General features: G+C 68.5%; 17 protein-coding genes and 2 pseudogenes. 11 read left to right on the forward strand and 8 right to left on the reverse strand.

Going from position 1 to position 22758, the window contains the following annotated elements; all coding sequences use genetic code 11:
- Window positions 1-448 precede the first annotated feature (448 nt).
- Window positions 449-1393, forward strand: a complete 945-nt coding sequence (locus ABT063_RS48695) for an NmrA/HSCARG family protein (protein WP_351068094.1) — start codon at window positions 449-451, stop codon at window positions 1391-1393.
- Here ABT063_RS48695 and ABT063_RS48700 read toward each other — a convergent pair.
- Entirely contained in the window at window positions 1380-1631 is a 252-nt protein-coding gene (locus tag ABT063_RS48700; protein ID WP_351068097.1) for a hypothetical protein, read from the reverse strand. The two genes, ABT063_RS48695 and ABT063_RS48700, sit on opposite strands and share 14 nt — an antisense overlap.
- Before the next feature lie 514 nt (window positions 1632-2145).
- Here ABT063_RS48700 and ABT063_RS48705 point away from each other — a divergent pair.
- From ABT063_RS48705 to ABT063_RS48725, 5 genes are all read left to right on the forward strand, one after another.
- The gene (locus ABT063_RS48705; RefSeq protein WP_351068099.1) at window positions 2146-2886 is read left to right on the forward strand and encodes an NADPH-dependent F420 reductase; all 741 of its coding nucleotides are present in this window, start codon (window positions 2146-2148) and stop codon (window positions 2884-2886) included.
- Between the two features lie 129 nt (window positions 2887-3015).
- Complete coding sequence (locus tag ABT063_RS48710) at window positions 3016-3687, forward strand: SDR family NAD(P)-dependent oxidoreductase (protein ID WP_351068101.1); 672 nt, start codon at window positions 3016-3018, stop codon at window positions 3685-3687.
- Between the two features lie 241 nt (window positions 3688-3928).
- Entirely contained in the window at window positions 3929-4405 is a 477-nt protein-coding gene (locus ABT063_RS48715) for a peroxiredoxin (RefSeq protein WP_351068104.1), read from the forward strand.
- 251 nt (window positions 4406-4656) lie between these two features.
- Window positions 4657-5601 (forward strand): NADP-dependent oxidoreductase, encoded by a 945-nt coding sequence (locus tag ABT063_RS48720; RefSeq protein ID WP_351068105.1) that lies wholly within the window; start codon window positions 4657-4659, stop codon window positions 5599-5601.
- Window positions 5602-6111: 510 nt separating this feature from the next.
- Window positions 6112-9306 carry a glycosyl hydrolase family 95 catalytic domain-containing protein gene (locus tag ABT063_RS48725; RefSeq protein WP_351068108.1) on the forward strand — a complete coding sequence of 1065 codons (3195 nt, stop codon included), beginning with the start codon at window positions 6112-6114 and terminating at the stop codon, window positions 9304-9306.
- Window positions 9307-9722: 416 nt separating this feature from the next.
- Here ABT063_RS48725 and ABT063_RS48730 read toward each other — a convergent pair whose 3' ends face one another.
- The 5 genes from ABT063_RS48730 to ABT063_RS48750 form a co-directional block, all read right to left on the reverse strand.
- Complete coding sequence (locus ABT063_RS48730; RefSeq protein ID WP_351068111.1) at window positions 9723-10472, reverse strand: dienelactone hydrolase family protein; 750 nt, start codon at window positions 10470-10472, stop codon at window positions 9723-9725.
- A 288-nt stretch (window positions 10473-10760) separates the two neighbouring features.
- The gene (locus ABT063_RS48735; protein WP_351068113.1) at window positions 10761-11675 is read right to left on the reverse strand and encodes an SDR family NAD(P)-dependent oxidoreductase; all 915 of its coding nucleotides are present in this window, start codon (window positions 11673-11675) and stop codon (window positions 10761-10763) included.
- Window positions 11676-11794: 119 nt separating this feature from the next.
- Window positions 11795-13021: a cytochrome P450 gene (locus ABT063_RS48740; protein ID WP_351068115.1), complete on the reverse strand. Its 1227-nt coding sequence runs from the start codon at window positions 13019-13021 to the stop codon at window positions 11795-11797.
- 39 nt (window positions 13022-13060) lie between these two features.
- Window positions 13061-14551, reverse strand: coding sequence for an FAD-dependent oxidoreductase (locus ABT063_RS48745; RefSeq protein ID WP_351068116.1), 1491 nt, complete (start codon window positions 14549-14551; stop codon window positions 13061-13063).
- A complete protein-coding gene (locus tag ABT063_RS48750) occupies window positions 14548-15174 on the reverse strand; it encodes a TetR/AcrR family transcriptional regulator (protein ID WP_351068118.1) in 627 nt (208 codons plus the stop codon). Before ABT063_RS48750 ends, ABT063_RS48745 begins: the two co-directional genes overlap by 4 nt.
- Before the next feature lie 264 nt (window positions 15175-15438).
- Here ABT063_RS48750 and ABT063_RS48755 point away from each other — a divergent pair, with 264 nt between their 5' ends.
- Complete coding sequence (locus tag ABT063_RS48755) at window positions 15439-16020, forward strand: TetR/AcrR family transcriptional regulator (protein ID WP_351068120.1); 582 nt, start codon at window positions 15439-15441, stop codon at window positions 16018-16020.
- A gap of 23 nt (window positions 16021-16043) precedes the next feature.
- On the opposite strand, the pseudogene ABT063_RS48760 reads toward ABT063_RS48755, so the two are convergent.
- Window positions 16044-16250 (reverse strand): annotated as a pseudogene (locus tag ABT063_RS48760) (hypothetical protein); the annotation flags it as partial.
- Window positions 16251-16716: 466 nt separating this feature from the next.
- Here ABT063_RS48760 and ABT063_RS48765 point away from each other — a divergent pair.
- Window positions 16717-18771 carry an alpha-L-fucosidase gene (locus tag ABT063_RS48765; RefSeq protein ID WP_351068123.1) on the forward strand — a complete coding sequence of 685 codons (2055 nt, stop codon included), beginning with the start codon at window positions 16717-16719 and terminating at the stop codon, window positions 18769-18771.
- A gap of 172 nt (window positions 18772-18943) precedes the next feature.
- Here ABT063_RS48765 and ABT063_RS48770 read toward each other — a convergent pair whose 3' ends face one another.
- On the reverse strand, window positions 18944-19555 hold the full coding sequence (locus ABT063_RS48770) for a LutC/YkgG family protein (protein WP_502991037.1): 612 nt from the start codon (window positions 19553-19555) through the stop codon (window positions 18944-18946).
- 35 nt (window positions 19556-19590) lie between these two features.
- Between ABT063_RS48770 and ABT063_RS48775 the strand changes: the two are divergent.
- From ABT063_RS48775 to ABT063_RS48785, 3 genes and pseudogenes are all read left to right on the forward strand, one after another.
- Window positions 19591-20781, forward strand: a pseudogene (locus ABT063_RS48775) (ATP-binding cassette domain-containing protein); the annotation flags it as partial.
- 2 nt (window positions 20782-20783) lie between these two features.
- Entirely contained in the window at window positions 20784-21827 is a 1044-nt protein-coding gene (locus ABT063_RS48780) for an ABC transporter permease (protein ID WP_351068128.1), read from the forward strand.
- 87 nt (window positions 21828-21914) lie between these two features.
- Window positions 21915-22616, forward strand: coding sequence for a FadR/GntR family transcriptional regulator (locus tag ABT063_RS48785; RefSeq protein ID WP_351068130.1), 702 nt, complete (start codon window positions 21915-21917; stop codon window positions 22614-22616).
- Window positions 22617-22758 lie beyond the last annotated feature (142 nt).

The raw sequence follows: 22758 nt of genomic DNA on the forward strand, positions 1-22758 counted from the left end.
CACATCCTGCACTGGTCGACCTGGCGTCGACGGCGACAACGCCAGGCCCGCACCAGCCACTACAAACGACGCGGACACAGCCCCTGACCTGCCCACCAGTCACGGCAAGCACCGTTGCAGTACTAGAGGCGGCCTGCTCAGGCCGGACGCGAATGGTCCGTGGCTGGTCCGGAAGCACCGGTCAGGAACGGGACAGCCGGCCGCCGTCGTCCGGGAGTCGGACGAGCCAACCACGTTCATGCGCGCCGGCCTCGACCGGGCGACCTGACGTGGCGCCCGGTGGCTTCACGCGCCGTGGGGGACGGTCTCCTCGCGCTGGCCGCAGGGGTGCAGGTCGGCCGGCGCGCGCGGGGATTCCCACAACCGGCGCCAGCGCCAGCACCCCAACTCTCCTCGTCCCGCCCTCGACAAGGGTGGGCTCATCACCTCAGAAGCCAGGGAATGTCTTATGCCTGAGAACAAGGTCATTGCGGTCGTCGGCGCGACGGGCGCGCAGGGCGGCAGCCTCGTCGAGGCCATCCTGGAGCACCCCGAGAGCGGCCTGACGCTCCGCGCCCTGACCCGCAACCCCGACTCGGAGAAGGCGAAAGCCCTCGCCTCGCGTGGTATCGAGGTGGTTCGCGGCGACGCCGACGACCCGGGCAGTCTGGAGTCGGCATTCACGGGCGCCCACGGCGCGTTCCTGGTGACCGACTTCAACGAGCACGGCGACGCCGCCCGCGAGACCGCGCAGGCCAAGGCCATGGCAGACGCCGTCAAGAAGGCCGGCGTGCAGCATGCGGTCTGGTCGACTCTGGAGGACACCCGCGAGCTGATCGCCGACGACGACCCGCGCTTCGTCAAGCTCGAGGGCGGCCGTTACCTCTTGCACTGCGACTCCAAGGGCGAGGCGGACGGCTACTTTCGCGAGCTGGGCGTGCCCACCACGTTCATGCGCACCTGCTTCTTCTGGGAGAACCTGTTCGGCCCGATGTTCCTGCGCCGTGGCGACGACGGTGCGCTGCTGCTGACCATCGCCATCGGTGATGCCCTGCTGCCCGGCGTGTCGGTGAAGAACATCGGCCGGTTCGCCTTCGGCATCTTCACCCACCCGGAGTACATCGGCCGCACCGTCGGTGTCGCCAACGCGCACCTCACCGGTGCCGACATGGCGGACACCCTCGCCCGCGTCCTGGGCGAGGAGGTCCACTACGAGCCGTACACGCTGGACGCGCTGCGCGCCCTCGACATGCCCATGGCCGACAACTTCGCCAACTTGATGCAGTTCAAGCAGGCCTTCAACGCAGAGTACGTCGGCGCCCGCGACCTGGATGTGGTACGCGTCCTCAACCCGGAGGTCGAGACGTTCGACCAGTGGGTGAGTGATCACAAGGACCAGCTCAAGGCCCGCTGACAGGGCCGCCAGGAATGCCGCCCGCCCGGGTCCCGCTCTGTACCGGCGGGGACCGTGGTCTGGCGGGGTGCCGGGCTTGTCGCAGGAAGCCGTGGACGTGGAGTGCGGCGATCGCGGTCACGTGGTCGAGGCGTCCCTCGGGGATAGAGCGGTAGCCGGCGGCGCGGATCGCGTTGATGACAGCGCCGCGGAAGATCGCGGCGGCCTCCCGCCAGGCCTCGATCCTGTCGGCGGGCACTGCCCCACGAGGAGGAGACGTGTGGGAAGTGGCGATACGGCGCACCGATGGCCAGGCCCGCTCGTTTGGTCACCTGCTCCGGCGAGGCTTCCATGCCCTGCCTGGTCGGGCATGCGCGAGCCGCCGAGAGCAGGGCGTCCCGGTTGCGCTGCGCGTCACGCCGCAGAGGACGGCCCGTCGCGGCTTCGCCGCGTGCTCGATGGGTCGACAAGCCAGAAACAGCCTCAACGTGAGGATGTCCTCATGTTTGCTGCTACGATGACACGAACATGAGGTCCCCCTCGACTTTATTGGCAGGGGTGTGGATCGCCGCCCAGTCGCATCCGGAGTCCGGGATGAACGTCGTCCTGCGGGTACTGCAGGCCCTGCCTGCGAGGACGTCTTCGCGCTCGGCCCGGTCATGGGGGCCGCGTCTGCGCCACGTGCCCGGACCGGCGCCCGCCCCGACCTTTTCGAAGTACCGCCCAGGCAACTCAGCATTCCTCGCTGCAGACTTACCAGGAGACGTGATCCTGTGACGAAAACCCTTGGAATCATCGGCGCCGGCATGATCGGCAGTACGTTGGCCCGCCTCGCCGTCGACGCCGGCGCGAACGTCGTCCTCAGCAACTCCCGGGACCCGGAGACGCTCAGCGGCCTCGTCAGCGAACTCGGCTCCCGCGCCCGCGCGGCCACCCCGGCCGAGGCCGCCCAGGCCGGCGACCTGGTCGTGGCCACCGTTCCGCTGGTCGCCTACGACAAGCTGCCTGTCGCCGCCCTGGCGGGCAAGACCGTGATCGACACGATGAACTACTACCCCGACCGCGACGGCCACATCGCGGAGCTGGACTTCGACGAGCTGACCTCCAGCGCCCTGGTGCAGCGCCACCTGGCCGACTCCCATGTCGTCAAGGCGTGCAACAACATCTTCTTCCGTTCCCTGCTCACCCTGGCCCGCCCCGCCGGCGCCCCCGATCGCAGTGCGCTGCCCATCGCCGGTGACGAGCCGAGCGCCAAGACCGAGGCAGCCGAACTGCTGGACACCCTCGGCTACGACACGGTGGACATCGGAACCCTCACCGACAGCTGGCGCAGCGAACCCAACACCCCGGTCTACGTGCAGCCATACCTCCAGGGCCGGCCGCCGGAGGGTGCCGGCCAGGAAGAGGTCATGAGCTGGTTCCTCGCGGTCGAGGCAGTCCCGGTCCCCGCACACCGGGTGAAGGAACTGACCGACGGCGCCGTCCGGGGCCCCGCCGGCGGCACGTCCTCCTAGAGGCGGCCCGCACCGGCCGGACGCGAAGCGCCCGTCGGCGTCTCGCACGTCCCGTGCACGGCCGCCGCCCCTGGCGGTCGTACTCCTCCGCTCAGCCACCTCCTCACGCTGCGAACAGGAGCTCGCCGCATGCCCGTCATCGCCATCGTCGGAGCAGGCCCCGGCATGGGGCTGTCCATCGCCCGCCGCTTCGGAGCCGAGGGCTTCCAGATCGCCCTCATCTCCCGGACCCAGGAGAAGGTCGAAGCCCTGGCCGCGCAGCTCGTGGCGGACGGAGTCGAGGCCGCGGGCTTCGCCGCCGACGTGATGCGCCCGGACACCGTGCGTTCCGCACTCGCCGCCGCGGCCGACCGCTTCGGTCCTGTCGACGTGCTGGAGTACTCGCCCGCCGACCGGGGCCTCGCCGGTGTCTCTGCCGCCGAGGCGACTGCCGATGACCTCCAGCCACAGATCGACCACTACCTCTACGGAGCCGTCGCCGCTGTGAGCCAGGTACTCCCAGGGATGCTGGAGCGCGGCAGCGGCACCCTTCTGTTCTCCACCGGTGGCTCCTCGGTACAGCCCAGGGGAGGTCCTTACGGCAGCATCGGCATCGCCGCCGCCTCGCTGCGCAACTACGCGATGACCTTGAACGTCGAGCTTGCCGACCGCGGCATCCACGCCGCACATGTGGCCATCAGCGTCTTCCGGATCGGCAGCGGCCCCGGCACAGAGCCCGACATGATCGCCGAGCACTACTGGACCGCCCACACCAAGCGCGACAAGTGGGAGATCATCGCCCTTCCCGGGCACACGTCCTGAGCCACTCCGTCCGATACGCGGCAGCGCCAGTTCGCCCGGCGGATGACCGCAGGCCCGGCGTCGGCTTCACGTTCGTGCCGCGTGAGTGGTGCCGGCCTTTCCGGGGAGAGCCGGCACCGCTCACGCCCCATACGCAAGGGCGCGCGGCAGCGATCAGCTACGACGCCGGCACACCCGGTCTCCCACCCCCCACAGCCGCAGCACTCTCCTGCCTGCGGCGGAAGAAAAGAGGCAGACGGACATGGCAAGAGGCATACAAGTGGGCGGCAAAGCGCCCGACTTCACCCTGCCGTCACAATCCGGTGTACCGGTCCGGCTGTACGACCGGCTCGACGACGGGGTAGTCGTCCTGTACTTCTATCCCAAGGACGAAACCCGCGGCTGCACGGCCGAGGCGTGTGCTTTCCGGGACAGCCACGAGGTCTTCACCGATGCCGGAGCCGAGGTCATCGGCGTGAGTTCGGACTCGGTGCACAAGCATGCGGCCTTCGCCGCCCGGCACAACCTGCCCTTCACGCTGCTGAGCGACGAGGAGGGGCAGGTACGCAAGGACTACGGGGTGCCCAGCGTGTTGGGCATCATCCCGGGCCGGGTCACGTACGTCATCGACCGTCAGGGGACGGTCCGGCATGTCTTCAACTCGCTGACCAACACGGACAAGCACGTCAACGATGCGCTCGACGTGGTCCGCAACATCCAGACGGAGGACCCGGTCTGACGCCGCCACGATCCACGTCAGGCCGGGTGGACCGCTGTGCCACAGAGCAGGTTCTGTCCAACCGTTTCCCCGACGACAACTCCGCCGTCCCGCTCCCCGACTTCGCCAGTGGTGAAGCGGCGAAGCCCGGTTCGCCTCCCTGTTGACCGCAGGCACCCACCCCCTAGAAGGCCGTAGCCGCAGGAGGCGTCCGCGACGCGCTCCTGGCCAGTGGCCGACCCGCGTTCGACAATTCAGACAGGAGCATGACCATGCCGATCGGTACGATGAGAGCGGCTCAGATCGACCGCTCCGGTGGGCCGGAAGTGCTGCAGATCCGCGATGTCCCTGTGCCGACTCCGGCGCGCGGCCAGGTACTCGTGAAGGTGTACGCGGCCGGCGTCAATCCCATCGACACCCAGCTGCGTCGGCTCCGGCTGGGGTCCTTCCCCCGCGGGACCGGTGTGGACTACGCGGGAGAGGTGGTCGCGCTCGGCCCGGGCGTCGACGGTCTGGAACCTGGGCAGCGGGTATGGGGCTTCCTGGGCATCCGCATGCGCAGGACCGGCGCCGTCGCCGAGTACCTTGTCGCGAAACCGGAGCAGATGGCGGCCGCGCCCACCACCATCGATTTCGTCTCGGCGGCAGCGCTGCCGGCCGTCGGCCTCACCGCTCTGCAGGTCCTGCGGGACGGGCTGCGGTTGCAGAGCGGCCAGCGGCTCCTGGTGGTCGGCGCCAGCGGTGGAGTCGGCAGCACCGCCGTCCAGCTCGGCAAGGCCATGGGCGCGAGCGTCACGGCCGTCGCCAGTGCCCGCAATGCCGACTTCTGCCGTGAGCTCGGAGCCGACCAGGTCCTCGACTACGACTCGATCAAGCCCGGCGCCCTGACAGGGGAGTTCGACGCGCTCGTGGACTGCCACGGAGGCTCCGCGCGCCAGTACCACCGGATGGTGCGCAGAGGAGGCCGCGCCGTCACCATGACCGTGAAGGGCCTGCCGTTCGCCCTGCTCTCCGTGCTGCTTCCCGGCCCCCGGATGCGTTTCATGTCCGAGAAGATGCGGCGCGACGACATGGAGACCCTGGCCGGGTATGTGGACCGCGGCGAACTGCGCCCGGTGGTCGAGCAGATCTACCCGCTGAGCGCCGTCCAGGACGCCCACCGCGCGGTCGAGACCGGCCACGCCCGAGGCAAGCGCGTAGTCGACCCAACCCAGTAAGTCGGCCCTGCTCACCTCGTCAACGAGTCGTTCTTTGAGGGTGGGGTTCCTGAATCGCCGAGCCGTCGGTCACGGGCACTGTCCCGGCGGCGGTCCGGTACACCGCCGCCACCGAGGGCTCGCGCACCCAGATCTCCCCGGCTGTGCCGGCCGGGGCGGGCACTCCGGCCCCGTCCATGACCGTCAACTTGACCTGAGCGATCGGGAACTGGGGGAGTCGCGAGCTCGCCTGACGTTCATCGGCACGGTCAGTCAAGGTGGCTGACATCCGATGTATTGCGAAGCCCCTCGCTGTCCTCTGCTGCTTTTGGGCGCAGTCGACACGCGCGCGGTTCGTTTCTCATCACGCCAGAGTGGTCTGTCGAGTTGCCGGTGGAAGTCACACGAGTTGGTGCTGCAGCCCTCTAGACATCCGATCTATACCGCGGCGAAGATGACGTGCCCTTCGGAGGACTCGAAGAGGTTGCCCTTCCCCTTGTGTCAGCACACCCATGGCTGGGAGATCTTGCCGTGACCGATGCATCCCACCCGCAGCGAAGAAGCGTCCTGAAGCTGGGCGGCGCCCTGGCCTTCGCACCCCTGATCACTCAGCTGGCCGGCGGCACCCCTGCGGGGCCGGCCTTCGCCGCCACTTCCGCCGCGTCGGCGGCCGTCCGGTGGCCGACCCTGTCGCGCAAGGCGCTGAAGTACTCGGTCCCCGCCCTGGACTGGCAGTCGCAGGCGCTGCCGATCGGCAACGGCCGTCTCGGCGCCATGCTGTTCGCCGACCCCGACCAGGAGCGCATCCAGTTCAACGAGCAGAGTCTGTGGGGCGGGGTCAACAACTACGACAACGCGCTCGCGGGCAAGCCCGACAACGCGTTCGACACCAGCATGACCGGCTTCGGCTCGTACCGGAACTTCGGCGACGTCGTCGTCACCTTCGCCGACCGTGCGAAGGTCACGGCTCCCGGCGGGCCGTACCGCACGTCCTCGTCGGAGGGCGTGGAGAAGTCGTACGACGGGAACGCGAGCACCAAGTGGTGCATCGAGGGGCCCGGTTCGAGGGTGCGGTGGCAGGTCGAGCTCCCCGAGCCCGTCGAGGTCCCCTCCTACCGTCTGACGAGTGCGAACGATATGCCGCAGCGCGACCCGCAGGAGTGGACGCTGTCCGGTTCCGCGGACGGATCCGCCTGGACCACGCTGGACAGCCGCACTTTGGCGGCGCCCTTCGAGAGCCGTTTCCAGACGAAGGAGTTCACCTGCGCCACCAGCGGGTCGTACCGCTTCTACCGGTTCGACTTCATCCCCAAGGCAGGGGTCAGCCACTTCCAGGTGGCCGAGATCGGTCTGTCCGGCGTCGACCTCGGCGGCGCCGCGCTGTACCTGTCGTCGCCGAGCGGGCACTCCGAGGGATCGGGTGCCGGGGCCGGGGCCATGGACATCTCGTGTTCGGTGGACCGCGATCCGGCCACCGTCTGGCGGGTCGACGACGCCGCCCCCACGGTCATCTGGCAGGCCGACCTGCCCCGCGCGGTCGCCGTCACCTCGTACACGCTGACGGCGGCCCCGGACCGTCCGCAGGACGACCCCCGGCGCTGGACGCTGGAGGCGTCGCAGGACGGGCGGGCGTGGGTGACCCTCGACACGCAGAACCCCGGTGCGCCCTTCGCCGACCGCGGTGAGACCCGGGCGTTCCGGATCACCAACAGCACCGCCTACCGCACCTACCGGCTCACGTTCACCGCCGGCGGGTCGTCCACCGGCTTCCAGATCGCCGAAGTAGCCCTGGAAGGCAGGGGGTTCGATACACGCACGCAGCGCGCGCTCGTCGACTACCAGCGCGCCCTGGACTTCGTAGACGGTGTCCATGTCACCCGATTCGGCGCGCCGGGGCGGCGCGTCCTGCGGGAGGCCTTCGCCAGCCGGTCGGCGGACGTCATGGTCTTCCGGTACAGGTCGGAAAGAGACCGGGGACTTTCCGGGGCGATCTCTCTGACGTCCGCGCAGCAAGGCGCCCCGACGACCGTCGACGCCGCTGCCCGGCGGATCGCCTTCGGCGGAGTCATGGGCAACGGTCTCAAGCACGCGTGCACCGTCCAGGTCGTGGACACCGACGGCGACGTCCGCGCCGACGGGTCGATGCTCCGGTTCAGCGGCTGCACAAGCCTGACCCTGCTGCTCGATGCCCGCACCGACTACAGGCTCGACGCCGCCGCCGGATGGCGCGGAGCTGATCCCGAACCGGTCATCACCAGGACACTCGACAGAGCATCCGCCCGGTCCTACAGGGAGCTGCGCGAGGAGCACACCGCCGCGACACGTGCTCTCATGAACCGCGTCTTTGTCGACTGGGGCACCTCCGACGACGCCGTCGTCGCCCTGCCCACCAACGCCCGGCTCGCACGTTACGCGGCGGGCGGCGAGGATCCGACCCTCGAACAGGCAATGTTCGACTACGGCCGGTACCTGCTGATCAGTTCCTCGCGCCCGGACGGCCTGCCCGCCAACCTCCAGGGCCTGTGGAACGACAGCAACTCACCGGCGTGGGCCTCCGACTACCACACCAACATCAACGTCCAGATGAACTACTGGGGAGCCGAGACGACGAACCTGCCGGAGTGCCACGAAGCACTCATCGAGTTCATCAGGCAGGTGGCGGTGCCCAGCCGCGCGGCGACCCGCAACGCCTTCGGAAAGGACACACGAGGCTGGACCGCCCGCACCAGCCAGAGCATCTTCGGCGGCAACGCATGGGAGTGGAACACCGTCGCGAGCGCCTGGTACGCCCAGCACCTGTACGAGCACTGGGCGTTCACCCAGGACATGAAGTACCTCCGTACCGTCGCCTACCCGATGATCAAGGAGATCTGCGAGTTCTGGGAGGACCACCTGAAGGAGCGCGAGGACGGACTGCTCGTCGCACCGAACGGCTGGTCGCCCGAGCACGGGCCGCGCGAGGACGGCGTCATGTACGACCAGCAGATCATCTGGGACCTGTTCCAGAACTACCTCGACTGCGAGGCCGCGCTGGAGGCCGATCCCGCCTACCGTGCCAAGGTCACGGACATGCAGGCACGCCTCGCGCCGAACAAGATCGGCCGGTGGGGGCAGTTGCAGGAGTGGCAGGAGGACATCGACAGCCCCACCGACATCCACCGCCACACCTCACACCTCTTCGCGGTCTACCCGGGCCGCCAGATCACCCCGAAGACACCCGACTTCGCGGCCGCCGCCCTCGTCTCGCTCAAGGCGCGCTGCGGTGAGAAGGACGGCGTCCCGTTCACGGCCGCGACGGTGTCGGGCGACAGCCGCCGCTCATGGACCTGGCCCTGGCGGGCGGCCTTGTTCGCCCGCCTCGGCGACGGACACCGCGCCCAGATCATGCTGCGCGGACTGCTGACCTACAACACGCTGCCCAACCTGTTCTGCAACCACCCGCCCTTCCAGATGGACGGCAACTTCGGCATCACGGGCGCCGTCGCGGAGATGCTCCTGCAGAGCCACGACGACGTCATACACCTGCTCCCCGCTCTGCCGGACGCCTGGAAGGCCAAGGGTTCCTTCACCGGACTGCGCGCCCGCGGCGGCTACGAGGTCAGCTGTGAATGGCGGGACGGGAAGGTCACGTCCTACAAGATCGTGGCCGACCGGGCACGGAACCAGGGGAACATCACCGTACGGGTGAACGGCGCCGACAGGAAGGTGAAGCCGAGCAAGTCCTGACGGCGCCAAAGGGGAGACGGCGGCCGCGGGGCCGTGACGGCGAACACCGATCCGTTCTCGTCCCGCGCCGCCGCTGCCGTCGGCACGGCCGGTTTCGCGACCGCGTCCTGCCGACCGGTACAAGACACGTCGTGTCCGGCAATCGTGCTCGTTGTTGGCAAGGTCGGAATCAGCCAGCAGGATGCCGTGAAGCAACCGCCACAGAGCGGCCGGGTCGGACGAATCTGACGTTCGTCGGGTTGACCGAACGAGCCGCCGACCGGGTTCCTGCGCGGCGTCACGCGGTGTGTGGTTGCCGAGAGCCGTCGTTGCCGACCTCGGCCACGGCGAACCAGCCATGGTCCGCCACCGACTGATGGCCTCCGTGGACGATCTCGCTGATGAACTGCGGGGTTTTGGGACATCCTGAGGTGGGGTCAGGCCTTGGTCGTCTGCTTGAGGTGGGTGTCGAAGAAGGCCTCAATGCGTAGCCATGCGTCAACAGAGGCTTCTGGGACAGGTCCGAACCCGGCGACGCGGTACAGCGGGTGCAGCAGGCGCGGGCCGAATTGTTCGTCGTTGAGGAAGGCGTGGCCTGCCTGTGGGTACTCCTTCACGTCGTGTACGACGCTGAGCCTGTCGAGGGCGGATTCGAGCTTGGCCGCCGCTCCCTTGAGCGGTCGGTCGCGGCCCCCGTAGCTGGCGACGATGGGGCAGGCGTCGGCCAGGGCCTGGTCCATGTCCTTGGGGAGCTGGCCGTAGTTGGCGGACGCGGCGTCGAAGATGCCGCTGCCTGCCCCCATGAGGGCGAAGGACCCGCCCATGCAGAAACCGATGATCCCGACCGCGCCGGTGCAGTCGGGGTCATCGACGAGGTAGGTTCTCGCGGCGGCGATGTCCTGGTAGGCGCGGCCGTGGCCGGACAGCGCGGCCCGCATGGTGGGTATCAGGCAGCGGCGTGCGCCTCCGTCCGTGTACAAATCGGGCATCAGGGTCAGATATCCGGCGCTTGCGAGCCGCCGCGCCTGTCGGAGCATCTCGTCATTGGCACCCATGACCTCGTGCGCGACCACGACACCGGGCCATGGGCCAGGTCCGTCCGGCCGGACGAGATGCCCGGTCAGCCGCTTGGAACCGCCGGCCGGGGCGCTGAGGTGGGTCAGGGTGACGGAAACGGGATCTGGCATGGCATCCTCCGGACGGCGATATGGGGTGGTGTGGTGTGGTCTGGGTGTGGCAGATGGGTCTCGTGGCAAGGGAAGGAACTGTGCCGAGTCATGGTGGATCCACTCCCAGGCGCACCACAGCCCTGTGAAGAGTCCAGGACTGGATTCATACCTGGGCGGTGGTGACACAGTCGTACATGTGCGATTGCGCAAGATCGGCCATCTGCTTGTTGCTCTCTCTCCGGGCAACCGTGAAGGGCGCTTGTCCCCATTGTGCAGATGCGAGGCGCCGGTCGCCCCACGGCTGGATCAGGGGATGAGTCCGGCCTCCTCGATCAGAGAACCGGGGACGTGGTAGCCGTCCTGGTCGCGGATGCGGGCGATGTGCCTTCGCACGTCGTCCGCGGTGGCGAGAGGCTCGTCGGCGGCGACGTGCCAGCCCTCGGTGACCCCGATGAAGGCGCGGGCGTAGCGGCCGCGGGCGATGGAGAAGACCTCGTGGGTGTACGGATTCTCCTCGCTGGCCAAGTAGGCGACCATCGCGGTGACCATCTCGGGCTCCGTGTGCGCCGGAGTGGTGGGTAGTGTCGCCATCATGTCCGGGTTCATGTCCGCGCCCATCCGGCTCTGGGCCATCGGCAGAACGGTGTTGACCAGGATGCCGTGAGAGGCGCCCTCGAGGGCCACCACGTTGGCCAGGCCCAGGACGGCTCCTTTGGCCGCGCCGTAGTTGGCCTGCTCGGGATTGCCGAACACGCCGGAGGCGGAGGAGGTGAACACGATCCAGCCGTAGCCCTTGTCGCGCATCACGGCGAAGGCGGGCTGGGTGACATAGAAGGCACCCTTGACGTGTACGGCGAGCAACGCCTCGATCGAATCGGGGGTGAGCTCGGTGAAGGGGGCGTTGCGGATGTTGCCCGCGTTGTTGATCAGGATGTCCACGGTGCCGTAGGCGTCGAGCGCGGTCTGCACGATGGCCTTGCCGCCCTCGGGGGTGGCGACCGAGTCGTAGTTCGCGACGGCTTGGCCCCCCGCGTCGATGATTTCCTTGACGACATGGTCGGCCATGGCGGTGCCGCCGCCGGTGCCCGCGATCGTGCTGCCGAGGTCGTTGACGACGACCTTGGCGCCGCGCGCGGCGAGGTCGAGGGCGTGGGTGCGACCCAGACCGCCGCCGGCGCCGGTCACGATGGCGACCCTGCCCTCGAACGAGATTCCGTCCACTGTCAGATCACTTCCTTACTGTCGTCTGTTGCGGGCAGGCAGCCGCGGTCGCTCTGCGCCGATGACGTCGGACGAGGCGCAGCACCAGGCCTCACTCACGTGTGCCGCCTGGGGTTGGGTCAGGCCGGGCGGACGCCGTCCACGGTGATCCGCAGGGCCGACGGGCCACGCAGGTCGGCCATCGGGCGGTAGGGCGGCGGGTCCTGCGACAAGCGAGGGTTGACCAGACGTCGGGTCAGCTCGCGGACCGCGATCCGGCCTTCCATGCGGCCGAGTCCGGCCCCGAAGCAGAAGTGGATGCCGGCGCCGAAGCTGAGGTGGCCGGTGTCGGGACGAGTGATGTCGAAGGTGTCCGGGTCGGGGAAGCGGCGCGGATCCCGGTTGGCCGCGGCGAGGGCGAGGATGACCGTGGAACCCTTGGGGATGGTGCGGTCGCCGATGACGATGTCGTCGACCGCGACACGCGGCCGCAGATGCACGGAGGGCTCCAGGCGCAAGGTCTCCTCGATGGCACCGGCGGCGAGGGAGGGGTCGGCCTGGAGCCGGGCCAACTGCTCGGGGTGACGCAGCAGCAGGAGCATGCTGCTGCTTATGAGGTTGACAGTGGTCTCGTGGCCGCCGATGAAGAGCATGATGGCGGTGCTGAGCAGTTCCGGCAGGCTCATCGGGCTGCCCGGGCCGTCGTCGTGGATCATGCGCGACAAGATGTCCTGCCCCGGCTTCTTGCGAAGCCGCTCGATGTGGGCGAGGAAATACTCGGCCAGCTCCTGCTGGGCATGGTTCCTGGCCGCGGCGGCCTCAGGGTCGCGCGGGTCGACCAAGAACTCCGGGCTGCCGGCCCCCTCCTCAGCGAGAGGGGCCAGCGTGAAGGCGTCTTCGGGCGGGACACCCAGGAGGTGGCAGGCCACGCGGACGGGGATCGGGTGGGAGAACTCCGAAACCAGGTCGAACTCGCCGCGCCCGGTCAGGTGGTCGATGTGGTCGCGGATCAGCTCTTCCACCATCGGCCGTAGGCTCTCGACGAAGCCCGGACGTGCGGGCGGGCCGAAGTGGCGCTGGGCCAGGCCGCGCAGCTGGTCGTGGGTGGGGTTGTCCCGCACGAGGAACGACGGAGCAGTACCGGGAGCCGGAGCGTCCACGCCAACCCGGCTGTCCGGGGTGGCGTTGCCACGGTCGGCGGAGATGCGTGGGTCCCGGAGCAGCGCACTGACCTCGTCGTATCCGCTGACGACGCAGGTTCCGTCGTCCTGGACGGAGACCACCTCTTTGCGTAGTTCGGTGTAGAGAGGCCAGGGGTGAGGGCGGCTGTCGGGGTGAAGAACCTGCTTATACAGGGTGGACGCCATGGGGGTGCCACTCGCTTTCGTGTGGGGGGAACGGGGGGATCAGCGGCCGACCGGCCGAAGGGCGCGTGCGGTGTTCTCGTCGCAGGCGACGAACTCGGCGGGGAACGGCGCACCTTGGCGGACGAGGGATTCGTAGTAGTGCAGGTAACGCCCGTTGTCGAAGGTGACCGCGGCGACGGTGCGGTCTTCGCGTCCGTACAGCACGCTGAAGGAGCCCTGGCCGAGGGTTCCCTGGACCACCGCGATACGGTCGGCGATGCCGGGGTGGCCGACGCCTTTGATGTTCACGCCGAACTGGCTGGACCAGAAGGCCGGCAGACCGGTATGGGGGATCGGGGCCTGGCCGAGCGGGCGCGTGATGTTGTGGGCGACCGTGCGGGCCTGGGTCACCGCGTTGCCCCAGTGCTCCACCGACAGCCGCTGGTCCGGGAGGAGGGGATGCGGTGCGGCGGCGACATCGCCGGCGACGTACACGTCGGGCAGGGGCTGCCCGTCGTGGCCGAGTGCGTGGCACTGGTCGTCGCAGTGCACCCCGCGGCTGTCCGTCCGTACGGCGGAGCCATTCAGCCATTCGACGTTGCGCTGGGCGCCGAGCGCGACGACGGCCAGGTCCGCGTCGACGGTGTCGCCGTCTGACAGCACGATCTGCCGCAGCGCTCCGGTCCCGTCCGCCACGAAGCGCTCGACGGTGGTCCACATCCGCACGTCCACGCCCTTGTTCCGGGCCAGGTCCGCCACCACGCCACCGATCACGCTTCCCAGCGGTCCCTGCAACGGCGTGGCTTGTGCCTCGACGAGTGTGACGTCGAGGCCGAGTTCGCGGCAGCCGGAGGCCAGTTCGCCCCCGAGGAAGCCGGCGCCGATGACGGCGACGCGACGCGGCGGACGCGCCAGGCGCCGCTGAAGTTCCTCGGCGTCGTCGCGGGTGCGGACGGTGAGGACACCGTCGATGTCGTTGGCGGCGCCACCGGGGAACGGACGGGCCCGGGTACCGGTGGCGATGACCAGGGTCTCGTAGCCGACCGTGCCGCCGTCCGCCAGCCGGACCAGGCGGTGGTCCGTATCCAGGCCCGTCGCCGGGACACCCAACCGGAAGCGTGCGTCCAATGGCCGCGTGACCGGCAGTTCGAGGCGATCGGGCGGCAGCTTCTCGCTCACGCACGCCTTGGTCAGCGGAGGGCGGTCGTACGGACGATGGGGCTCATCACCGATGATGGTCAGCTGTCCGGAGAAGCCGGACTCGCGCAGGGCCTCGGCAGTCTTCAGCCCGGCGAGGGAGGCGCCGACGATGACAACGTGGCGGCCGTTCTCCCCGCTGGTCGTGGCGAGTTCGTCCGCGTTGCCCGTGCCGACGGTGATGGCGCGCACGGGGCAGGCCAGTGCGGCGCGGTGTACCGCGTCCCGCATCTCGTCGGGTGGGTTCGGTACGTAGGTCAGAGCCTCCAGGCCATGCAGGGTGAAGGCGGAGGGGGCTGCGAACACGCACTGTCCGTAACCCTCGCAGCGGTTCAGGTCGACACTTACCTTCACTGGGCATCCCCGCCCTGCCGGGACGTGAGCGCCGGAAGCAGAACCCGGTCCACCAAGGACTCCACGAAGGCGGCATCGACCTGGCCGTCGGCGACCAGGACCTGGTGCAGGATCGCGGCACGCGCGAGATCCGCCAGCAGGACGGGATCCGCGTCATCCCCGACCTCGCCGCGTTCCCTGGCCCAGCCCAGGACGGTCTCCGCCAGACGGGCGTGGTGCAGGCGGACCAGTTCCTTGGTCATGCCTCCAACACTGCCGTCGTCGGAGGCGGCGACAGCAGGCCGGAGAGGTACTTGGGTGGAAGGCTGCACCTGCGCGCCGCCGGTCGGCACCAAGTTGTGCAGCAGATCGCCGCGCAACGATCCGGTGGCGGTCACGTCAGCGGATTGGTCGACCACCCGGTACGCAGCCCGGCGCAGCGCCGCGGCCATCAGCTCGTCCTTGTTCGCCCAACGGCGGTACATCGTTTTCGTGCTGGCCTTGGCCCGCTCGCACACAGCGGTCAGGGTCAGCCGCTCGTAGCCGACCTCGGCCAGCAGGTCCAGCGCGGCGTCCAGCAGCGCGGCCTCGCGGTGGACGTCCATCGGGCGGCCTGCTGATTTGGCTGGGGTCGGCGTGGTCATGGACGGCTCCAGAACATCAGGAAACGCCATGGGTTCCTTTCCTAATTGCTCATAGGTGGGGCGGACAGAAAGTTGATCTTGTGGCATGAGCGTCTCTCTGGGAGTGGTGACTGTGACGACTGTCGAGGCGGATGTGCGCCTGCTGCCCAGTGGCTCAGGGTGTCCAGGCAGGGTGGGGGAGTCCCGCCCCGCCATAATCGGAAGGTGCTTTCCAGTTAACGGTACGGGACGGCCGTCCCGGATGTCGAGTCGGAAGGTACCTCGATGCGTTCTGACGCCCAGCGCAATCGCAAGCGCGTCCTGGAGGCGGCGATGGAGACGTTTGCCGTGGAGGGCCTGTCGGTTCCGGTGGCCGATATCGCCCGGCGGGCAGGGGTCGGCACCGGCACCGTCAGTCGGCATTTCCCGACGAAGGAATCCCTGTACGAAGCGATCGTGCTTCACCTGGTCGGTGGCATCGTCGACAAGGCCCGGGACCTCTCCGCACAGAATGATCCGGGCAGCGCGTTCTTCCAGTTCCTGGCCCACATGGTCGAGCAAGCGGCGGTGAACCGCGGTCTTGCCGAGGCGATGAGCGGTGCCGGTTTCGATGTCGAGGCGGTCGCCTTCCGTCCCGAGCGCAGCCTTGAAGCTGTGGAGAGCGAGCTGCTGACGAGGGCTCAGCAGGCGGGTGTGGTACGGCGGGACATCACTCGCGCCGATGTGAAAGCGCTCCTGGTCGGCTGTCTGGCCCGAGAACGTCAGGGCTGCGACCCGGAAGCCCGGCAGCGCATGATCGACGTGGTGTGCACCGGCCTGCGAGCCGAACCGGGCACACCAGTCGGCGACCGGGGGCTTGTCGGCTGAGCGGGTCCTTCAGTGACTTGTTTCTACTTCTTGGACGGCACCTTCGGCACTCCCAGGAACGGCAGCCGCAGCGCACCGAAGGCCTCCGCCGGGACCGCGGTCTCGCAGGAGGAGCCGATGGGGCAGCCGCCGAGGAAGTGAGCCGTGAGGGGAGTCCCCACCAACTCGCCGACGTGCGACCCCGCGAACCCATTGATCTCGGCCGCGATGGCCGACGCGCCCTCCGAAGCCTCCCCTGTCAGGTACGCCCAGGAGCTCGTGGCGGGCATCGCTCACGCCACCCTGGAGATGCTCGATACCGCCCATCTCGCGGTCGAGAATCCACGAGCCCTGAGGGCGGTGCTCCAGGCCCGTCTGGACAGGGTCGACACCCGGGCGCTTCAAGGGTTCCGCCGCTCGACTGAGCCGGTCAGCCTGGGCTCTGGCTCGGATCGGGAAGAGTGGAACTTCAAGAGATCCGATGTGTGGCGGTTCCTGAGGCTGGAGGGTGGCCTTCCAGGAGGTGGCGGGCCTCTAGAAATCGCCTGTCCAATGTGCTGATTTGGTTGAATCTCGTCTCAGCTATAGACGCGGCCGCCGTTGTGCTCCTATAAATCCATCCGATGTATTCCTTAGGGCGACGCGAAGCACGGCCGTCATGTCGGCGTTCCGCTCCTGACGCCCTGTCATCCCCCTCTTGACACATGGAGCCGCACCATGTCCTCTGCCTCCCTCAGCAGACGCTCTCTGATGAAGGCCGCCGCCCTTGCCGGAGGAGTGGCGGCCTTCGGGCTGCCTCAGGCCCTGTGGCCCTCCACCGCCGAGGCATACACCGTCCCCTCGAAGATGGACTGGTGGTACCAGGCCAGGTTCGGGATGTTCATCCACTTCGGGTCGTACTCGTACCTCGGCCAGGGCGAGTGGGCGTTCGACAGCCAGCAGTGGAGCAAGGCGGACTACCAGACGCAGGTCACCAAGAACTTCAACCCGACCCAGTTCAACGCCGCCACCATCGCCGAACTGGCCAAGAACGCCGGCATGAAGTACCTCGTGATCACCGCCAAGCACCACGAGGGCTACGCGATGTGGAACTCCGATGTGGCGGGCTTCACCGACACCACGGGTACCAAGCAGTACAACCTGCGCGACTACAACGGCATTCAGACCGACCTGCTCATGGACCTCAAGACGGAATGCGAGAGCCGTGGCATCAAGTTCTGCCTGTACTACTCGATCCTCGACTGGAACCACCCGTCCCAGACCGACCGTCACGAGAGCGGTCTCACCACGATGTCCTCGCAGGCCGCCCGCACCGCCTACATCGCCGACATGAAGGCACAGCTTCAGGAGCTGCTGGACCGCTACGACCCGGCACTGCTGTGGTTCGACGGCGACTGGTTCGACGAGCCCTCCAGCCCCACCCTGCAAGACTGGTGGCTGACATCGGACGGCGAAGACCTGTACGACTGGCTGATCGCCCGCAAGCCCGACCTCATCGTCAACGAACGGGTCAAGCGGGACCACGGCCTCGGCGACTACGCGGTCGCGGAGTTCGGGATACCCAGCGCACCCATGAGCCGGCCGTGGGAGCGGTGCGCAACCATGAACGGCTCCTGGGGCTACGACGCGTCGAAGGAGAACTCCTACAGATCAGTCACGGATATCGTTCGAGAGCTCGTGACGGTCGTCTCCCGGGACGGCAACCACCTGCTGAACATCGGCCCCAAGGGCGACGGCTCGGTCACCGCAGGAACCCAAACCGTACTGAACGGCCTGGCCTCATGGATGTCGACGTACAGCGACAGCATTCACGGCACCAGCGGCAGCCCGTTCGCCACCGAACCCGCCTGGGGGAAGGTCACCAAGAAGAACGGCAAGCTCTTCGCCCACGTCTTCACCTGGCCCACGAACGGGCAGCTACGGATCCCGGCGATCGACAACACGATCAACCGCGTCTATCTGCTGAACAACCCCTCGGTCTCGCTCCCGTACACGGTCACCGACCAGATCAACGTCACCGTCCCCGCCACCGCGCCGAACGCCATCGATTCCGTGGTGTGCGTCGAGGTGCAGGGCATGCCCGTGAGGGTCTCGGCGACGGTATTCCAGAACGTCAACTACGAAGGTGCCCGGGCCGTCCTGCCGCTGGGCGGCTACACCTCCTCCCAGCTGTCCGCCGCAGGCCTGGGACCTGCCATGACCTCCTCCCTCCTGGTGCCCGACGGCTACCAGGTGACGGGCTACTCCGGCGACAACTTCACCGGCACCGCCTGGACGTTCACCTCCAACACCCCCGACCTCCGGGTGACCGGCAACAACGACGTCATCGCCTCGCTGAAGGTGACGTTCAGGCCCGACAAATACTTCAGCCTGACCAATGTCACGAACCACCTGGTGCTGGACAGCGGCGGCAATGTCGCGAGCGGCTCGCCCCTGAAGCAGTGGGAGTCGATAGACAACGCCAATCTCCAGTGGCAGGCCATCGAACTCGGGAACGGCTACTACAGGCTCGTCAACCGCACCAACGGCATGGTCGCCGACGGCTGGGGCGCAACCCGCAACGGCGATCCGGCCCGGCAGAAGGCCTGGGACGGCAGCAACACGCAGCAATGGCAGATCGTCCACCGAGGCCAAGGCCAGTACTCCATCGCCAACCGCAGCACGGGACTGGTCCTCGACGGCGGCGGAATGGTCGCCTCAGGGTCCGTGACCAAGCAGTGGACGTGGCAGCAGAGCACCAACCTGCTGTGGATGATCAGGCCAGTCGGCTGACTGGGTCGGTGGCTGCACAAGCGACTCAAGAACACAGCTGAGCGGTCTCATCAGATGCGGCGGCGCTGAAGAGCGCCGCCACACAGGGAGCTTGTCGGTCAGCACCCTCCACTTGCCTGTGCACGCCATACGTTGGGGTCCGCTCGGCTTCGCGCTGTCCACCGGCGGGCCGCTACGCGTCCTGGATCACGACGATGTCCAGGACACGCGGCCCGTGCACGCCTTCCACCCGGTCCAGTTCGATGTCGCTGGTGGCCGAGGGGCCGGAGACGAGCGTCAGCGGCCGGTACGGGTCCAGCCGTTTCAGCGCCTCGGGTACGTCGGGGGCGATCTGGCTCGCCCGGACCACGCAGACGTGCTGGTCCGGCAGCAGAGTCAGGGCCCGGCGGCCCTGGCCCTGGCCGGGGCCGTGGTCGAGGGTCACGGTTCCGGTGAGGGCGATGGCGGTGGCGATGGTGGTGATCACGGCGTCCGCCGCGTCCAGCTGATTCGCCGTCAGCGGCGGGACGTCCTTCCGTCGCGACCAGGGCCCCTGGAAGACGAGGTCCTCGGGGAGCCCCGGCGGCAGGACCACGGACCGCGCTCCGGTGCGTGCCAGCGCGCGCCCGACGGCGGCCGCGGCGCCGGCCTTCGGCACACGGACCACCGTGGCTCGGTACTCGGCGGCGCGTTCGGCGAACAGCCCGACGACGTCCGGCCCCGCATGGTCCGCGCGACGGCCGCGCGGGACTGGTACGTCATCGGGGCTCTCGGAGCCCGGTACGTCTCCCAGAACCGTCCTCAACGCGCTGAGGACTGTCTCGCGGCCGCTCATCGTGACTGCGGCTGCGCGCGGAAGAGTTGCTCGGCGAGTACGGCGTGGCCGTCGACCCTGCCGCACGCGCGAAAGACCTCACCGTCGAGCAGCGGCAGTTCGTCGAGATCGCCAGGGCCCTGTCTTTCGGCGCCCGATTCATCATCCTCGACGAACCGACCGCCAAGCTCGACGCCCGCGGCATCGGCCGCCTCTTCGACAAGCTCCGCGACCTGCAGGACCAGGGCGTCGCCTTCCTCTTCATCTCCCACCACCTGCAAGAGGTGTACGACCTCTGCAGCACGGTCACCGTCTACCGCGACGCGGCCCACATCCTGACCGCGCCCGTGGCCGAGCTCGGTCACCAGGCGCTGGTGGAGGCCATGACCGGCGAGTCCGCCTCCGTCGCGGCGGTCGCCGAGAGCCGGTCCCCGGCCGCACGGGCAGGCTCCGAGGAACTGCTGGAGATCAGCGGCCTGACGCTTCCCGGTGCCTGCGAGGAGCTGTCTCTCTCGGTCCGCGCGGGCGAGGTGATCGGGCTCGCCGGTGCCGCGGCCAGCGGCAACGTCCAGGTGGGCGAGGCCGTCGCCGGTCTCCACCGGGCCAAGGAGGGCAGGATCTCGGTCGGCGGGAGGAGCGTGCACACCGCAAGCGTGCCGTCCGCCCTGGCCGCCGGGGTCGGTCTGGTCCCCGAGGACCGCCATCTCCAGGGACTGGTCAACAATCGCAGCGTGGCGGAGAACGCCACCCTGACCGTCACCGACCAGCTCGGCCCGTTGGGAACGGTCCTGCCCGCCCGGACCAGGGCCTTCGCCCAGCGCATGATCCAGGACCTCGACATCAAGACCCCGGGAGCCGCCACCCCGGTCTCCGCCCTGTCCGGCGGCAACCAGCAGAAGGTCGTCGTCGCCCGCGCCCTGGCCACCGACCCCCATGTGCTGGTGGCCATCCGGCCCACCAACGGCGTGGACGTCAAGTCCAAGGAGTTCCTGCTCGGCAGGATCCGGCAGGTCGCCGACGGCGGCAAGGCCGCGCTGATCGTCTCCGACGAACTGGACGACCTCAAAGTGTGTGACCGGGTCGTCGTCATGTTCCACGGCCGGGTGGTCGCCGAGTTCGACCGCGGCTGGAAGGACGACCACCTCGTCGCCGCCATGGAGGGCGTCGGCACCCCCCTCGCATCCACCGTATCCGGCACCGACGAGCACGGAAGGTAGTCATGTCCGCCACCACAGATCTCACCGAGCCCGCAGCGAGCGCGGCGGAGCCGGCCACCGCGGACACCGCCCGCCGCCGGGTCGACCTCGGCCGCTTTCGTGAACTGTCCCTGGTTCCCGCCATCCTTGTCCTGATGCTGATCGGGTTCATCGTCTCGCCGGCCTTCCTCACCGCCGACAACCTCATCGGCGTCGCCCAGCAGTCCACCGAGCTGAGCCTGCTCGTCCTCGCCACCACTTTCATCCTCATCTGCGGACGGATGGACCTGTCCCTGGAGTCGACCATCGGTGTGGCTCCGGTCATCGCCGTGTGGCTCGTGCTGCCTTCCAGCGGTGGGCGGTTCATGGGCCTCGGGCTGTTTCCCGAATGGGCGGCGGTCCCGCTCTGCCTCCTGGTCGGCGCGGTGATCGGCGCCGTCAACGGCTTCCTCATCCTCAAACTGCGCCTCAACGGTTTCATCGTCACCCTCGGCGCCCTGACCATGCTGCGAGGCCTTCAGGTGGCCCTCTCCGAGGGCCAGTCCATCGTGGAGCTGCCGTCCTCGTTCACCTACCTGGGCAAGGCCTCCTGGCTGGGCGTCCCGGCCGCCATCTGGATCTGCGCGCTGCTGTTCGCGGTGGGCGGCAGCGCGCTGGCGTGGCTGCGGCACGGCCGCGCGCTGTACGCGATCGGAGGCAACGCGGAGGCCGCCCGCACCGCAGGCATCCGCGTCGACCGGATCGTCTGGGTGGTGCTGATCATCGGCAGCCTGCTCGCCGCGTTCGCCGGAATCCTCTACAGCGGGCACTACGGCTCCATCTCCGCGACCCAGGGCAGCGGCTGGATCTTCCAGGTCTTCGCCGCGACCGTCATCGGCGGAGTGAGCCTCAACGGCGGCAAGGGCTCCGTGTTTGGCGCCCTCACTGGGGTCCTCACCCTCCAGCTGGTCGTCAACGTGATGACACTGGCAGGTGTACCGCCCCTGTGGAACCAGTTCCTCAACGGCGCGATCATCATCGTCGCCCTGATCATCTCCCGCTTCGCCTCCGGCGAGAAGCAGGAGTAGAGGCCGACTCCCGGCGGCTTCGCCCTCCGCCCGGACGAGGACCGGGCGGAACGCGACGGCCCTTACCCCCCACAGAGAGGCACCCCAGTGGCACTGACGGACGAGGCGATGGACAAGATCAAGGCGATGATCGTCGCCGGCGAACTCGCCCCTGGCTCCCGCCTTCCCAAGGAGGAGATCCTCGCCGCCCAGCTCGGGCTCTCCCGCAACTCGCTGCGCGAAGCCGTGCGGGCCCTGACCGCCATGCGGATTCTGGTCAGCCGACAGGGCGACGGCACCTACGTCTCCAGCCTGGAGCCCCACCTTCTCCTCGAAACGCTGTCCTTCGCAGCGGATGTGTCCCAGGGGCGTGCCGCCCTGCAGTTGCTCCAGGTACGCCGACTGCTCGAACCCCAGGCGACCGGACTGGCCGCGGCCATGCTGCAACCGCACGACCTCCAAGAACTCCGCGACATCCTCGACCGGTGCCGTTCGGCCGCAACCGTCGAGGACTTCGTCGCCCACGACATCGCCTTCCACCTGCGCATCGTCGAAGCCGTCGGCAACCCGTTTCTCTCCATGCTCCTGGAGGTGCTCTCCACCCGCACTCAGCGGGTACGCATCGTCCGAGGCAGCCGCACCCGTGATGCGCTGGACAGCGCCCACCAGGATCACGAGGAGATCCTCCGCGCGCTCCAGGCACGCGACGCGCTGCTCGCGGTCTCTGCCGCGACTGTTCACATCACTGCCGTCGAGCAGTGGCTGGTGACGAGCTGCGTGGACGACACTCTCCGCCCGATCGACGGCTGACCGCTCCCCACCGCTTTCCGGGGCCGTCCCCGGGATCGTGCTTCACCTTGAATCGACCATCGGACGTACCCAATTGGGGCTCGTGGCCAGAGAGATGTCGCTGTCCCGGTGCGGCGCCTTCTCCCGGGACTGACCGGTCCCG

This window comes from Streptomyces sp. NPDC002838 (assembly GCF_040295365.1).
In the GTDB taxonomy this organism is placed as follows: Bacteria; Actinomycetota; Actinomycetes; order Streptomycetales; family Streptomycetaceae; genus Streptomyces.